General features: G+C 74.4%; 12 protein-coding genes. 4 read left to right on the forward strand and 8 right to left on the reverse strand.

Annotated elements, in window-relative coordinates; all coding sequences use genetic code 11:
• Positions 1–211 precede the first annotated feature (211 nt).
• Entirely contained in the window at positions 212–1,267 is a 1,056-nt protein-coding gene (locus H1226_RS27120) for a threonine aldolase family protein (RefSeq protein ID WP_224958052.1), read from the forward strand.
• A 7-nt stretch (positions 1,268–1,274) separates the two neighbouring features.
• Here the strand turns inward: H1226_RS27120 and H1226_RS27125 are convergent, their stop codons facing one another.
• Entirely contained in the window at positions 1,275–3,140 is a 1,866-nt protein-coding gene (locus H1226_RS27125) for a bifunctional sugar phosphate isomerase/epimerase/4-hydroxyphenylpyruvate dioxygenase family protein (protein WP_258344172.1), read from the reverse strand.
• The gene (locus H1226_RS27130) at positions 3,121–4,017 is read right to left on the reverse strand and encodes a shikimate dehydrogenase (RefSeq protein WP_224958054.1); all 897 of its coding nucleotides are present in this window, start codon (positions 4,015–4,017) and stop codon (positions 3,121–3,123) included. Before H1226_RS27130 ends, H1226_RS27125 begins: the two co-directional genes overlap by 20 nt.
• A gap of 197 nt (positions 4,018–4,214) precedes the next feature.
• On the opposite strand from H1226_RS27130, the gene H1226_RS27135 reads away from it, so the two are divergent.
• Both H1226_RS27135 and H1226_RS27140 read left to right on the forward strand, forming a co-directional pair.
• Positions 4,215–4,901 carry a TetR/AcrR family transcriptional regulator gene (locus H1226_RS27135; RefSeq protein WP_224958055.1) on the forward strand — a complete coding sequence of 229 codons (687 nt, stop codon included), beginning with the start codon at positions 4,215–4,217 and terminating at the stop codon, positions 4,899–4,901.
• A 222-nt stretch (positions 4,902–5,123) separates the two neighbouring features.
• Complete coding sequence (locus H1226_RS27140) at positions 5,124–6,455, forward strand: MFS transporter (protein ID WP_224968022.1); 1,332 nt, start codon at positions 5,124–5,126, stop codon at positions 6,453–6,455.
• A gap of 39 nt (positions 6,456–6,494) precedes the next feature.
• On the opposite strand, the gene H1226_RS27145 is transcribed toward H1226_RS27140, so the two are convergent.
• From H1226_RS27145 to purD, 5 genes are all read right to left on the reverse strand, one after another.
• Positions 6,495–6,680: a hypothetical protein gene (locus tag H1226_RS27145; RefSeq protein WP_258344174.1), complete on the reverse strand. Its 186-nt coding sequence runs from the start codon at positions 6,678–6,680 to the stop codon at positions 6,495–6,497.
• A gap of 184 nt (positions 6,681–6,864) precedes the next feature.
• Entirely contained in the window at positions 6,865–8,031 is a 1,167-nt protein-coding gene (locus H1226_RS27150) for a pyridoxal phosphate-dependent aminotransferase (protein WP_258344175.1), read from the reverse strand.
• Between the two features lie 28 nt (positions 8,032–8,059).
• Positions 8,060–9,289, reverse strand: a complete 1,230-nt coding sequence (locus tag H1226_RS27155) for a transglycosylase SLT domain-containing protein (protein WP_258344177.1) — start codon at positions 9,287–9,289, stop codon at positions 8,060–8,062.
• A gap of 19 nt (positions 9,290–9,308) precedes the next feature.
• A complete protein-coding gene (locus tag H1226_RS27160) occupies positions 9,309–9,611 on the reverse strand; it encodes a hypothetical protein (RefSeq protein WP_224961063.1) in 303 nt (100 codons plus the stop codon).
• A gap of 203 nt (positions 9,612–9,814) precedes the next feature.
• Positions 9,815–11,074, reverse strand: a complete 1,260-nt coding sequence (gene purD / locus H1226_RS27165) for a phosphoribosylamine--glycine ligase (RefSeq protein ID WP_258344179.1) — start codon at positions 11,072–11,074, stop codon at positions 9,815–9,817.
• A gap of 266 nt (positions 11,075–11,340) precedes the next feature.
• On the opposite strand from purD, the gene H1226_RS27170 reads away from it, so the two are divergent.
• Complete coding sequence (locus H1226_RS27170) at positions 11,341–12,444, forward strand: glycerophosphodiester phosphodiesterase (protein WP_258344180.1); 1,104 nt, start codon at positions 11,341–11,343, stop codon at positions 12,442–12,444.
• Between the two features lie 51 nt (positions 12,445–12,495).
• On the opposite strand, the gene H1226_RS27175 is transcribed toward H1226_RS27170, so the two are convergent.
• Complete coding sequence (locus H1226_RS27175) at positions 12,496–13,644, reverse strand: LLM class flavin-dependent oxidoreductase (RefSeq protein ID WP_258344181.1); 1,149 nt, start codon at positions 13,642–13,644, stop codon at positions 12,496–12,498.
• Between the last annotated feature and the right edge of the window lie 137 nt (positions 13,645–13,781).

The raw sequence follows: 13,781 nt of genomic DNA on the forward strand, positions 1-13,781 counted from the left end.
CCGCCGCGAAAACGAGCGGTGCGCGTGCAGAACCTTAGTGAAGGCGGACCGCCCGGCCGAGCCGCCACCGGTGGAGTTCCGGGCCGCGCAGGTCAGCCGCGCGGGCACCCGCTGCGATCACCCGGATGCGCGGCGCCACGGCCCCGAGCGGGCCGATCGGAATCCGCCGACCAGTTGCCTCGACCCCCCGCTGATGTGGTGTGATCGGTTCGTGACCCGAACGGCCCCCATCGACCTGCGTTCCGACACGGTCACGCGCCCCGACGAGCGGATGGCCGCGGCGATGGCCGACGCCGAAGTCGGCGACGACGTGCTCGACCACGACCCGACCATGCGCGCGCTGGAGGAGCGGGCCGCGCAGCTGCTCGGCACCGCCGCCGCGCTGTGGGTGCCCAGCGGCACGATGGGCAACCTGATCGCGCTGTCGGTGCACCTGCGCCGCGGGGACCGGTTCCTCGCGCCGCGCGGCGCCCACGTGCTGCACCACGAGCTGGGCTCCGCCGCGTGGCTCGCCGGGGGCATGCCGGAACCGCTGGAGTGGGATGCCGGCCCGGGGCGGCCCACCGCCGACTCGGTACGTGCGCACGCGAGCGGCGACCGGCGCTACGACGCGCTGCACACCACGCTGCTGTGCCTGGAGAACACGCACAACGCGGCGGGCGGCGCGGTCATCCCGCCGCACGAGCACGCCCAGCTCGCCGCGGCCGCCCGCGACCGCGGGCTGCACGTGCACCTGGACGGCGCGCGGATCTGGAACGCCGCCACCGCACTCGGGTTGCCGCCCGCCGCGCTGACCGTCGGGGTCGACACGGTGCAGGCCTGCCTGAGCAAGGGGCTCGGCGCCCCCGTCGGATCGGTGGTGGCCGGGACCAGCGACTTCGTCGCCGAGGCGCGGCGGGTGCGCAAGATGCTCGGCGGCGGCGTCCGGCAGGGCGGGGTGCTCGCGGCGGCCGGGCTGGTCGCGCTGGACCGGATCGCGGACCTGGCGGCGGACCACCGGCACGCGGCGCTGCTCGCCGACGGGCTCACCGAGCTCGGCTGGGACGTCACCGCCCCGCAGACCAACATCGTGCTGGCCGCGGTGCCGGACGTGCGGCTCACCCTGGACCGGCTGCGGGAGATCGGGGTGCTCGCGGTGCCGATGGACGGGAACGTGCGGTTCGTGACGCACCGGGACGTGGGCGAGCGGGACGTCCAGGAGGTGCTGCACCGGATCTCCCGCAGCGGCGGCGCGGACCGGCCGACCGGGATCCCGCAGGCGGGCTGACCCGGGATCAGCTCCCGGTGGCCAGCCTGCGCCTGCGGTGGGCGGCCATCCGGACCGGAGTGTTGTGCTCACCGCGGCCGCGGTAGCCGCCGACCCGCTGCACCACCTCGAAGAACACCCGCGAGCCCGGCACCGCCACCGAGAAGTGCAGGTACTCGCCGCGCGCGTCCCGGTCGTAGAGCACCGAGCACTCCCGCAGCCGCGCCGCGAGCCCCGGGTCCAGCTCCAGCCGGGCGTCCAGGTCGTCGTAGTAGTTGTCCGGGATCGCCACCACCGGCGCGCCCAGCTCCCGCACCGCGCGCGCGGTGGCGAACACGTCGTCGGTGCTCAGCGCCACGTGCTGCGGGTTCGGCACGGCGGGCGCCCACGAGCCGCGGCGCAGCACCGCCGAGTCCAGCGCCAGCCGCACCGTCCCGCCCGGGTCCAGCACCAGCCTGCTGCGCACCAGCCCGAACGGGGCGGCGAACTCCACCGGCGGCTCCGGGTCGAGGCCCAGCACCGAGCGGTAGAACAGGATCGCCTCGTCGAAGTGGTCGAACGGCTGGGTCATCGCGACGTGGTCGATGCCGGTGACGCCCGCGCCCGCGGTGCCGCCCGGCTCGGGGTCGAAGTCGCCGAGCCAGCTCGCGTCCCGGTCCGCACCGGTGCGGCAGAAGAACAGGGCGGTGCCGTCCGGTGCGGCCACCGAGGACAGGTCCGCCTCGTCGGGCCGGGCGGAGCGCGGCAGCACCGGCGCGAGCAGCCCTTCGGCGCGGCGGGTGGCGGCGCGCGGGTCGGCGCTGTGCACGCCGATCGCGGCGAGCGCCCCGCCGCCGCGGTGCTCGGGGCGGTCCGGCCCGGTGTTCACCAGGATCCGCGCGTCCCCCTGCTCCCAGAGGCGCACCGGTTTGGAGCGGTGCCGCCCGGCCGGCCGGAAGCCGAGCGCGGCCAGCGTCGAGCCCAGCCGCTCGCCCGCGCCGGCGTCGGCGCCGAGCTCCACGAACGCCGGTCCGGCCAGCTCGGGCGGTTCGGGCAGGCTCCGGCCGCCGACGACGGGCCCCGCCGGTACCGCGGCCTCCTCCAGCGCCAGCAGCGAGCGCATCGCGTCCACCGCGGCCGGGCCCGGATCGGCCTGCCGGAACACGTCGTTGAAGACCTCCAGGGACAGCGGCCCCGCGTAGCCTGCGGCGAGCACCGCGCCGAGGAAGCCCGCCAGGTCGAACTCGCCCTGGCCGGGGAACAGCCGGTGGTGCCTGCTCCACTGCAGCAGGTCCATGTTCATCCGCGGGGCGTCGGCCAGCTGCAGGAAGAACAGCTTCTCGGCGGGGATGGTGCGGATCGTGGTGGGGTCGCCGCCGCGGGACAGGATGTGGAAGCTGTCCAGGCACACGCCCAGCGCGGGGTGGTCGGCGCGGCGCACGATCCGCCAGGCCCGCTCGTAGGTGTCCACGAACCGGCCCCAGGCGAGCGCTTCGTAGCAAATCCGGATGCCGCGCCCGGCGGCGAGCTCGGCGAGGTCGTGCAGCTGCTCGGCGGCCAGGTCGTCGTCGTCCACGGCCTCCGGGGACACCGAGGAGCACACCAGCGCCAGGTCTGCGCCGAGGCGCGCCATCAGGTCGAACTTGTGCTCGGCGCGGCGCAGGTTGGCGCGCAGCACGTCGCGCGGGACCGCTTCGAAGTCGCGGAACGGCTGGTACAGGTCGATGGCCAGGCCGAGGTCGGCGCACTGCGCGCGGATCCGCTCCGGGGTGGCGGCGGAGGCGATCAGGTCGTTCTCGAAGATCTCCACCCCGTCGAAGCCGGCCGCGGACGCGGCGGTGAGCTTGTCCTCCAGCGACCCGGACAGGCAGACCGTGGCGATGGAGCGGGCGCGTTCAACGGGCGGCGTGGACACGGGGGCCTCCGGGTTCGGTCACGAGGGTCTCGAAGTGGCGCAGCATCCGCTCCGGGTCGGGTTCCCGCCCGGTGAACAGCCGGAACGCGTCGGCGGCCTGGAACACGGCCATGCCGCCGCCGTCGAGGACGCGGCAGCCGCGGGCGCGGGCGGTGCGGACGAGCTCGGTCTCCAGCGGCCGGTACACCACGTCGGCGACCCACAGCCCGGGGTGCAGCACGTCGGCGGGCACCGGCAGCCCGGGGTGGGCGGCCATGCCGACCGGCGTGGCGTGCACCAGCCCGTCGGCGCCGGTGAGCGCGGCGGCGGGGTCGAAGCCGCCGGAGCTCGCGCGGTCCGGGCCGAACCGGCCGCGCAGCGCGGCGGCGAGCTCGGCGGCCCGGGCCTCGTCCAGGTCGAGCACGTGCAGCGAGCCGGTGCCGAGGGTGAGCAGCCCGTGCGCCACGGCGGCCCCGGCCCCGCCCGCCCCGAGCAGCACGACCCGGTCCACCGGCACGTCCGGCAGGCCGCGGCCGAAGCTGCGGGCGAACCCGGACCAGTCGGTGTTGTGCCCGACGGCGCCGTCCGCGGTGAACACGACGGTGTTCACCGCCCCGAGGGCCGCCGCGTCCGGGGATAGCTCGTCGAGGTGGCCGAGGACCAGCTGCTTCGCCGGGTGGGTGATGTTGAGGCCGGTGAACCCGGTGAGCCGGGCCGCGCGCAGCAGCTCGCCGACGGCGGTGGCGGGCGGCCCGATCCGGTCCAGGTCGAGCCGCCGGTACAGGCAGCGCAGCCCGAGCTCGGCGGCTTCCCGCTCGTGCAGGGCCGGGCTGAGGGAGGGGCCGATGCCCGCACCGACCAGTCCGGTGAGGTATCCGTCGTCGCCGATGGCAGCCACCTCCGTCCCGCGGGCCGCGGCCCGCAGCGCAATGAACGAACTAGCTAGTACACAGTAGCCCGGTGGCGCACCGCGGCCAAGGACCGCGGATTAGGCTGGGCGTGATCGAGCGGCCCGGACCGGCGGCTGACCAGCCGGAACCGGCGGAGCCCGGCTCCGGCGACCGCGCCCACGAGACGACGAGGGGAGCTCCCGTGGTGGCACCACCGCCCCCCGCGCCCGAACCAGGCGGCGCCCGGCCGGCGGACGAACCGCGCCAGCGCGACGCCGAGCGCACCCGCGCGGAACTGCTCGACGTGGCGCTCGCCGAGTTCGCCGACAAGGGCTACGCCGGAGCCAGGGTCGACGAGATCGCCGCCCGCACCAGCACCACCAAGCGGATGATCTACTACTACTTCGGCGGCAAGGAGCAGCTCTACATCGCCGCTCTGGAGCGCGCCTACGCCGCGATCCGCGGCGTGGAGCAGGGCCTCGACGTGGCCGACCTGGACCCGGTGGCCGCGATCCGCCGGGTCGCCGAATCGACCTTCGACCACCACGAGTCGCATCCGGCGTTCATCCGGCTGGTGTCCATCGAGAACATCGACCACGGCAGGCACCTGGCGAAGTCCGCGGAGCTGCCCGGGCTGGGCACGCCCGCGCTGGAGGTGCTGACCGGGATCCTGGAGCGCGGCCGCGCGGCGGGGCTGTTCCGGGCGGACGTGGACGCGCTGGACGTGCACCTGGCGATCAGCTCGTTCTGCGTGTTCCGCACCGCGAACCGGCACACCTTCCAGGCGATCTTCGGCCGGGACATGCTGGCGGCGGACCGCCGGGAGCACTACCGCCGGATGGTCGGCGACCTGGTCGTCAGCTACCTGACCGCGGCTCCCGAAGCCGGCTGAGGCGCCTGCCGCCCGCCCGGACCTCGGCGCCCGGACCCTGCCGCCAGGATCCTGCCGAGCGGGGCGCCTGCGGACGCGGACCGCCTCGCGGGCCGGGCACCGGGACGCGATCGAGCCTTGACACGGGTGTGCCGCCACCGCACAGTTGCGGACTAACCAGGTGGTACATAACTGCTTCTCGCTGTTCCGAGCAACGGAGCAAGGACCGTCAGGAGCTACTCGGTGACCGAGACCCGCACGCCCGCGACGCCGGGCGAACACCGCAAAGCCGCGTGGGCGGCCTGGATCGGCAGCGCGCTGGAGTACTACGACTTCTTCATCTACGGCACCGCCGCGGCGCTGGTGTTCAACAAGATCTTCTTCCCGGCCTCCTCGCCCGCCACCGGCACGCTGCTCGCGCTCGCCTCGTTCGGCGTCGGCTACCTGGCGCGGCCGGTCGGCGCGTTCGTGCTCGGCCACGTCGGCGACCGGTTCGGGCGCAAGCGGGTGCTGGTGCTCACCGTGCTGCTGATGGGGCTCGCCACCGTCGGCGTCGGCTGCCTGCCCACCTACGGGCAGATCGGCGTCGCCGCACCGATCACGCTCGTCGCGCTCCGGCTGCTGCAGGGGTTCTCCGCAGCCGGGGAGCAGTCCGGCGCCAGCTCCATGACCCTCGAACACGCGCCGGAGCACCGCCGCGGCTACTTCACCAGCTTCACGCTCAGCGGCACCCAAGCCGGGCAGATCCTCGCCACCGCGGTCTTCCTGCCGATCGCCGCGATGCCGCAGGAGCAGCTGCTCACCTGGGGCTGGCGGGTGCCGTTCTGGCTCAGCGGCGTCGTCGTCATCGTCGCCCTCGTCATCCGGCGCACCCTCGACGAAACACCCGTGTTCCAGCGGGAATCCGCCAAGGAGGACCGCGAGCCGCCGATCGCCGCGCTGTTCCGCGAGCACCGGGCCGACGTGCTGCGCGTGGTGGTGGCCTCCACCGTCGCGGCCGTGAGCACCATCTTCACCGTGCACGCCCTGAGCTACGCGGTGAACACCGTCGGCCTGGAGCGCAGCCCGATGCTGTGGGTCGGGGTGCTGGCGAACGTGGTGGCGCTGGCGGCGATCCCGCTGTGCGCGCTGCTGTCCGACCGGATCGGGCGCAAACCCGTGTTCATCGGCGGGACCGCGGCCTGCGCGGTGCTCATGTTCGGCTACCTGTGGTCGATCTCCACCGGGCGGTACTCGCTGATCTTCCTGACCGGGATCCTGCTGTTCGGCATCGCCTACAGCGCCCCGAACGGGGTCTGGCCCGCGTTCTACGCCGAGATGTTCCCGCCGAAGGTGCGGCTGTCCGGGATGGCCGTCGGCACCCAGATCGGGTTCGCCGTCGCCGGGTTCTCGCCCAGCATCGCCGAGGCCGTCGGGCCCGGGCGGGACGGCTGGTTCGCGGTGTCCGCGTTCATCGCCGCGCTCTGCGCCTGCAATATCGTCGCGGTGCTCACCGCGCGGGAGACGCACCGCGTGCCCACCGACGAACTCGGCAGGCGCGGCGGTCCGGCACCGGAACCGGTCGCGGCCGGGTGAGCGCGGGAGGCGGCGGGGCCGGGCCCCGCCGCCGGCGGCTCAGCGGGAGCCGAGCCGCTTCGTCTCCCCCAGCTTCTTCCGGTCCGACGCGTAGCCGATCACCGCGGTGGCGACGAACAGCACGCCGCCGAGCACGGCCAGCCAGAACAGACCCTTCAGCACGATCCCCGCGACGCTGACCACCAGCCAGAGCAGCAGCAGGCCGCCGATCACCTTCCACACCATCCGGACCACCCCGTTCAGCAGAACTCCACCCCAGACTGCCAGAGCTCCGGCCGCCGGGGCCCCGGTTCGCCCTCGGAATCCGGGAGAACCCCGGGACCACCCCGAGGCCGATCGGCCGCCGAGCTCGCGCACGGCCACGATCCGCGACACCGGTAGGAGGACTTCCGGGCGAAGCCGGGCCGCTTCAGCGCAGCCAGGTGGCGAGGCGGGCGACGGCCTCCGCGATGTCCTCGGTCGCCCCGGCGTAGGACATCCGCACGAACCGGCCGCCGCGCTCCGGGTCGAAGTCCACGCCCGGCACCACCGCCACGCCGGTCTCCTCCAGCAACCGGTGGCACCAGGCCGAGGAGTCGTCGGTGAGCTCGCCGATGTCGGCGTACGCGTAGAACGCGCCGTCGGCGGGCGCGACCCGCTTGATGCCCAGCTCCGCCAGCCCGGTCAGCAGCAGCTCCCGGTTCGTCTCGTACCGGCGGACGTGCTCGCCGACCTCCGCGTAGACCTCCGCGCCGAACGCGGCGACCGCGCCGTGCTGCGACACCGCGGGCGGGCACAGGGTGAAGTTGCCGGTCAGCGAGTCGACGGCGCGCCGCAGCCGCGGCGGCACCAGCATCCAGCCGAGCCGCCAGCCCGTCATGCACCACAGCTTCGAGAACGAGTTCACCACGATCGCCTCGGTGGAGAACTCGCGCGCCGAGTGCAGCCGCTCCCCGTACTCGATGCCGTGGTAGATCTCGTCGCTGATCAGCTGCACGCCCCGCCGATCGCACCAGGACGCCAGCTCCGCCAGCTCGTCCCCGGTGAGCACGGTGCCCGTCGGGTTCGCCGGGGACGCCACGATCAGGCCGCGCACCGGCTCGTCGAGCGCCTCCAGCATCGCCGTCGTCGGCTGGAACCGGGTGCTCTCGTCGCACGGCAGCTCCACGACCTCGCAGCCCAGCGCGGCCAGAATGTTCCGGTAGGCCGGGTAGCCCGGCCGCGCCAGCGCCACCCGGTCACCCGGGTCGAAGGCGCTGAGGAACGCCAGCAGGAACGCACCGGAGGCACCGGTGGTCGCCACCACCTCCGCCGGGTCGGCGGGCAGCCCGTAGGTGCGGGCGCAGTGCCCGGCGATGGCCTCGCGCAGCTGCGGCAGCCCCAGCTGTTCGGTGTAGCCGAGCGGATGCCGCCGCAGCGCCTCGGCCGCCGCCTCGCGGACCGCCGCCGGAGCCGGGCTGGACGGCTGGCCCGCGGCGAGCGACACCACGTCCCCGCGCACCCGCTGGCGGGCGTTGGCGGCGGAGAGCACTTCCATGACCTGGAACGGCGGCACGTTCGCCCGCTGGGCGACGGACAGGGCGCTGGGCTCGAACATGCCCACACCCTGCCACGCGCCCCGCTGCTCAGTAGCCCTGGTAGCCGCCGCCACCGGCCATCGACTTCAGGCCCGGGTGGCCCTCGAAACCGCCGTAGCGGTCGAAGGTGTAGCGGACCCCGGCGATGATGTTGTCCACCGGGTCGTAGATGTCATCGTGGCCGGGGAGCTTGTGCGCCTGGAACGTCGGGTCGATGCACTGCATCAGGCCCTTCGACGGGGTGCCCTTGGCGGCGTTGGAGTCCCAGTCGTTGATGGCGTGCGGATCGCCGCCGGACTCCTTCTGGATGATCGTCCAGATCTTCTCGATGTCCGCCTCGGTGACCGGGATGCCGTTGGCCTGCAGGATCTCGATGGCCTCCCGGATCCACTGGTCCACGTTCCCGGGCGGCGGGCCGCTGCTGGGCGGGCCACCGCTGGAGCCGAGGTCGCCGGAACCACCGGAGCCGCCGGAACCGCCGGAACCGCTGGAACCGTCCGAGCCCCCCGCGGAACCGCCGGGCCCACCCGACCCGCTCGACGCGCCGGACCCGCCCAGCCCCGCGGCGGAGTCCCCGCCCGGGCCGGTGGCGCCGGCCTGGTCGGTGCTCGCCGGACCGGCGGGCTCCTGGAACTCCCACTCGGTGTCGCGTCCCGGCGCGGGCGTGAAGCCCTGCTCGCCCGCCTTCGGGATCTTCGTGAACACGTCCGCCATGCCCTCGGCGGAGCCGGTGAGCTCGGACAGCGCCCCGTTCAGCGCCGCGTTCGCCTCGTCGACCTTGCCCCGGGCGTCGTCGGCGTGCGACTCCATCGCGCGGGTGATCGCGTCGTCGCGCACCCGGCGGGCCAGCTCCAGGGCGGCCGGGTCGTTCGGGTGCGCCAGCTCCGCCTGGCGGTAGGTGTCCTCGGCCTGCTTCGCGTCGGCCAGGGCGCGTTCGCCGATGCCGTTCACCGCGTCCTTCGCGGTGCGCACCGCCTCCGCCGCCCGGTCCAGCGCGCCCGCCGAGCTCTCCAGCGCCGACCCGGCCTGGTCGAAGCCGCCGCGCACCTGCCCCATGTAGCCGACGAACGCGTCCGCGGAAGCGCCCTGCCAGGCCCCGTCGAGCCCGGTGACGGCGTTGGTCACGTCCCCGGCGGCGTTCCCGGTGGTGCCGCTCGCCTCGCGCCAGCGGCGCGCGATCTCGGTGATCGACTCGGGTCGGCTGTCTTCCAGCTTCCGCACCTGCTCGGCGAGCGCCGCGCCGCCCGGCTTGCCCGCGATCTCCCCTGAAATGCCCATCTCGTCCCCCAGTACCGGCTCAGACCCGCATCGAGTCGGCGTTGTCCCGGTCGATGTCCTCGACGCTGGTGCGCACCGCGTCGAGCGCGCCGCTGACGCTGCGCAGCAGCTGCTCGGCGGCGTCGAACTGCTGCTTCGCGGTCTCGTCGAGCTTCGTGACCGCGTCGGCGAGCCCGGCCGCGGCGTCGAGCTCCCCGAAGGAGGCCGCCTCGACGTGCCGGCCCTCGAAGCCGTCGCCGATGGCGCCGACCGGGCCGGCCTTGCCCTCCAGCGCGGAGCGGCAGTCCTCCAAGGCCCCCATGTTGTAACCGGCGTCTGGCACGACCTCTCCTCGGATTCGCGGCCCGGATGTCCGACGTGGTCGACGCGCCGTCCGGGCGCGCCGTTCCACCGGATCACATGATTACCCCGAAGCGGGTGCGCACGGCGGTGCTTTCACCGAAGAGCAGTCGAACGGCGAACGGGTCCGAACGCGACGAACCGCGCGCGGCCGTGGCTCGCGCGCGGTTCGTCCGGAAGGTCCGATCAGGCGGGCGGAGTGATCTCGCCGCGGGCGGCGCGCAGCGCGATGTCCACGCGGTGGTGCGAGCCGGGCAGGCGCACGGCGGCGACCCGCCGGTACACCTCGTCGCGGGCGGCGTCGAGGTCCGCGCCGGTCGCGACCACGGACAGCACCCGGCCACCCGCGGACAGCACCGCGCCGTCCTCGCGGCGCCGGGTGCCGGAGTGCAGCACGCCGATCGCGTCCCCGCCGGTGATCACGTCGTCCACCCGGGGCCGGCCCGGGTAGCCCTCGGCGGCCACGACGACCGTCACTGCGGCGCCGTCCTCCCACTCCAGCGCGGGGGCGGCGGCGAGCTCACCGCGGGCGACCGCGTCCAGCAGCCCCGCCAGCGGGGTGCGCAGCAGCGCCAGCACGGCCTGCGTCTCCGGGTCGCCGAACCGGCAGTTGAACTCGATGACCTGCGGCCCCGACGAGGTCAGCGCCAGGCCCGCGTACAGCAGGCCGGAGAACGGGGTGCCGCGTTCGGCGAGCTCGTCCACCACCGGCTGCACCACGGTGCGCACCACGTCCTCGGTGAAGCCCTCCGGCGCCCACGGCAGCGGCGCGTAGGCGCCCATGCCGCCGGTGTTCGGGCCCGCGTCGTCGTCGCCGACGCGCTTGAAGTCCTGCGCGGGCAGCAGCGGGACCACCGTGGTGCCGTCGACCAGGCAGAACAGCGAGGCCTCCGGACCGTCCAGGAAGGACTCCAGCAGCACCGGGTGCCCGTCGTCGAGCAGCGTCAGCGCGTGCGCGCGCGCCGCGTCGAAGTCGCCGGTGACCAGCACGCCCTTGCCGCCGGCGAGCCCGTCGTCCTTGACCACCCAGGTGGGGCCGAAGCGGGCCAGCGCGGCGTCCAGCTTCGCCGGGTTGTCCACCGTCTCGCTGTGCGCGGTGGGAACCCCGGCGGAGATCATGACGTCCTTCGCGAACGCCTTGGAACCCTCGATGCGGGCGGCGCCCTTCGACGGCCCGAAGCAGGGGATCCCGGCGGCGCGGACGGCGTCGGCGGCACCGGCGACCAGCGGGGTCTCCGGGCCGAACACGACCAGGTCCGCCTTCCAGCCGGTGGCGAGCTCGGTCACCGCCGCCGGGTCGGCGACGTCCACCGGGTAGGGCTCGGCGAGCGCGGCGGTGCCCGCGTTGCCGGGAGCGCAGGCCAAGGCGGTCACCGACGGGTCCTTCGACAGCGCCAGCACGATCGCGTGCTCACGGCCGCCTGCCCCGATCACCAGGATTCGCACGAGCGGAAGCGTAGAGCGTCCCGCGCGCCGCCGACTGCGGCCCCCCGGCGCGGTGTGGTGAACCGGACATGGACCGCCGGTGACCGGCGGAGATCGTCTCGGTGCGCTCCGGCCGGCCACCCCGCGCGGCGCTCAGCGCCGACCGGAGGTGTGTCGCCGTTCCTTCACCCGCCCGTCGGATGTTCTTGTCCGGTTGGTCGCCCGCCACCGCGAAGGTCGGGCCGGGCGCGCGGCCCTTCCCGCGCGACGAACTCGTTGGAGGACAGATGTCGATCCGGGTGCGCCTGGGGGCGCTCGCCGTGACCACGGCCGCCGTGCTGGGCGCCATCGCCCAGCTGCCCGCCGCCGCGGCGCCCGCCGCGACCGCCGATCCGGAGGCCGGCCGCGTGGAGGTGTTCGGGCACCGGGGCGCCTCCGGCTACCGCCCGGAGCACACGCTGGCCTCCTACGAGCTGGCGGCGCGGATGGGCGCCGACTTCATCGAACCGGACCTGGTGCCCACCAAGGACGGGGTGCTGGTGTCCCGGCACGAGAACGAGATCAGCGGCACCACCGACGTCGCCGACCACCCCGAGTTCGCCGACCGCAAGACGACGAAGACCATCGACGGCGTCGAGCTGACCGGCTGGTTCACCGAGGACTTCACCCTCGCCGAGCTGAAGTCGCTGCGCGCGGAGGAACGCATCCCGCAGCTGCGGCCGAACAACACGATCTACGACGGCCGCTACGAGGTGCCGACGTTCCAGGAGGTCGTGGACCTCGCCCGCCGGTTGTCCGCGGAGCTCGGCCGCGAGATCGGCGTCGCCCCGGAGACCAAGCACCCGAGCTACTTCCAGCGCATCGGCCTGCCGCTGGAGCCGCGCGTGGTGCGGGCGCTGGACGAGAACGGCCTGAACCGGCCGGACGCGAAGGTCGTGGTGCAGTCCTTCGAGGTCGCCAACCTGCGGGAGCTGGACCGCTCGCTGCGGGTGCGGCTGGTGCAGCTGATCTCCGACAGCGGGGCGCCGCAGGACTTCGTGGAGTCCGGCGACCCGCGCACCTACGCGGACCTGGTGACGCCGGAGGGGCTGCGCGGCATCGCGGACTACGCCGACGTGATCGGCCCGGACACGAAGGTGCTGCTGCCGGTCGACGACTCGGGGCACCTCACCGGGCCGACCCCGGTGACCGCGGACGCGCACGCGGCGGGCCTGCAGGTCGTGCCGTACACGGTGCGCGCGGAGAACGAGTTCCTGCCCGCGGACTTCCGCTCCTCCGAGGTGCCGTCCGAGCTCGGCGACGTGTTCGGCTTCTTCGACGCGCTGTTCGCGCAAGGCATCGACGGCATCTTCAGCGACTTCCCGGACATCGCGGTCGAAGCCCGCGGCTGACGGGAAAGGAGCCACACCCGCCGGGCAGGTCGAAGGCGCTCGTCCCGCCGGTCAGGACGCGGCGACCGGGCGGGGTGCGGGGGTCGCGGCGGGCTCGGAACCGGCGAGGAGGCCGCGGCGGGCGAGGACCGGGCGGACGCCCTCGCCGAACCAGTACGCCTCCTCCAGGTGCGGGTAGCCGGAGAACACGAACTCCTCCACGCCGACGTCGTGGTACTCGGACATGAGGTCGGCGACCTCCTCGTGGCTGCCGACGAGCGCGGTGCCCGCACCGCCGCGCAGCAGCCCGACCCCGGACCACAGGCCCGGGTGCACTTCGAGCTTCCGCGCGTCCGCGTGCAGCACCCCGCCGTGCAGCTCCGCCATCCGCCGCTGCGCGGTCGATTCGGTGACCGCGAACTTCGCCTGCGAAGCGGCCACGTCCGCCGGGTCCATCTGGTCCAGGAAGCGCTGGGCCGTCGCCCACGCCTCGGCGGAGGTGTCCCGGGTGATGGTGTGGGCGCGCAGCCCGAACCGCAGCGTGCGGCCTTCGGCGGCGGCCAGCTCCCGCAGCCGGGCGATCCGCGCACCGACCTGCGCGGGCGGTTCGCCCCAGGTCAGGTGCACGTCGGCGCGGCGGGCGGCGACCGGCAGCGCCGCGGGGGACGAGCCGCCGAAGTACAGCGGTGGCACCGGGTCCGGCACGTCGTAGGCGGTGGCGCCGCGCAGCCGGTAGTGCTCGCCGTCGAAGTCGGCGGGTTCCCCGGACCAGATGGCGCGCATCGCGGCGAGGAACTCGTCGGTGCGCTCGTAGCGGCGGTCGTGGTCCAGCCAGTCGCCGTAGCGGCGCTGCTCGGTGGACTCGCCGCCGGTGACGATGTTGAGCAGCAGCCTGCCGCCGGAGACCTGCTGGTAGGTGGTGGCCATCTGCGCGGCCAGCGTCGGGGTGAGCGAACCGGGCCGGAACGCGACGAGGAACTTGATCCGCTTGGTGCGGCCGAGCAGCGCCGCCGTGGTCACCCACGCGTCCTGGCACCAGCTGCCGGTGGGGGTGAGCATGCCGGTGAACCCGAGGTGCTCGACGGCCTGCGCGACCTGCGCCAGGTAGTCGATGTCGGGTTCGCGGGGCGTGCTGGCCGCGGCGGCCGTCACGTGCGGTCTGTCCACGATGGACCGACCGTCGCCGTGGGTGGGCAGGAACCAGTGCACCGTGATGCTCATGCGTCTCCTCCTGGTCAGCGGACGGCGGCGAGCCGCTGCGCGAAGCGGGTGTCGACGAAGTCGGCGAAGTCGAACTTCCGCGGGATCTCCCGGGCCTGCACGAACGCGCGTCGGCGAGCTCCTGCGAGGAGCGGACC

The organism is Saccharopolyspora gregorii (genome assembly GCF_024734405.1).
Taxonomy (GTDB): domain Bacteria; phylum Actinomycetota; class Actinomycetes; order Mycobacteriales; family Pseudonocardiaceae; genus Saccharopolyspora_C; species Saccharopolyspora_C gregorii.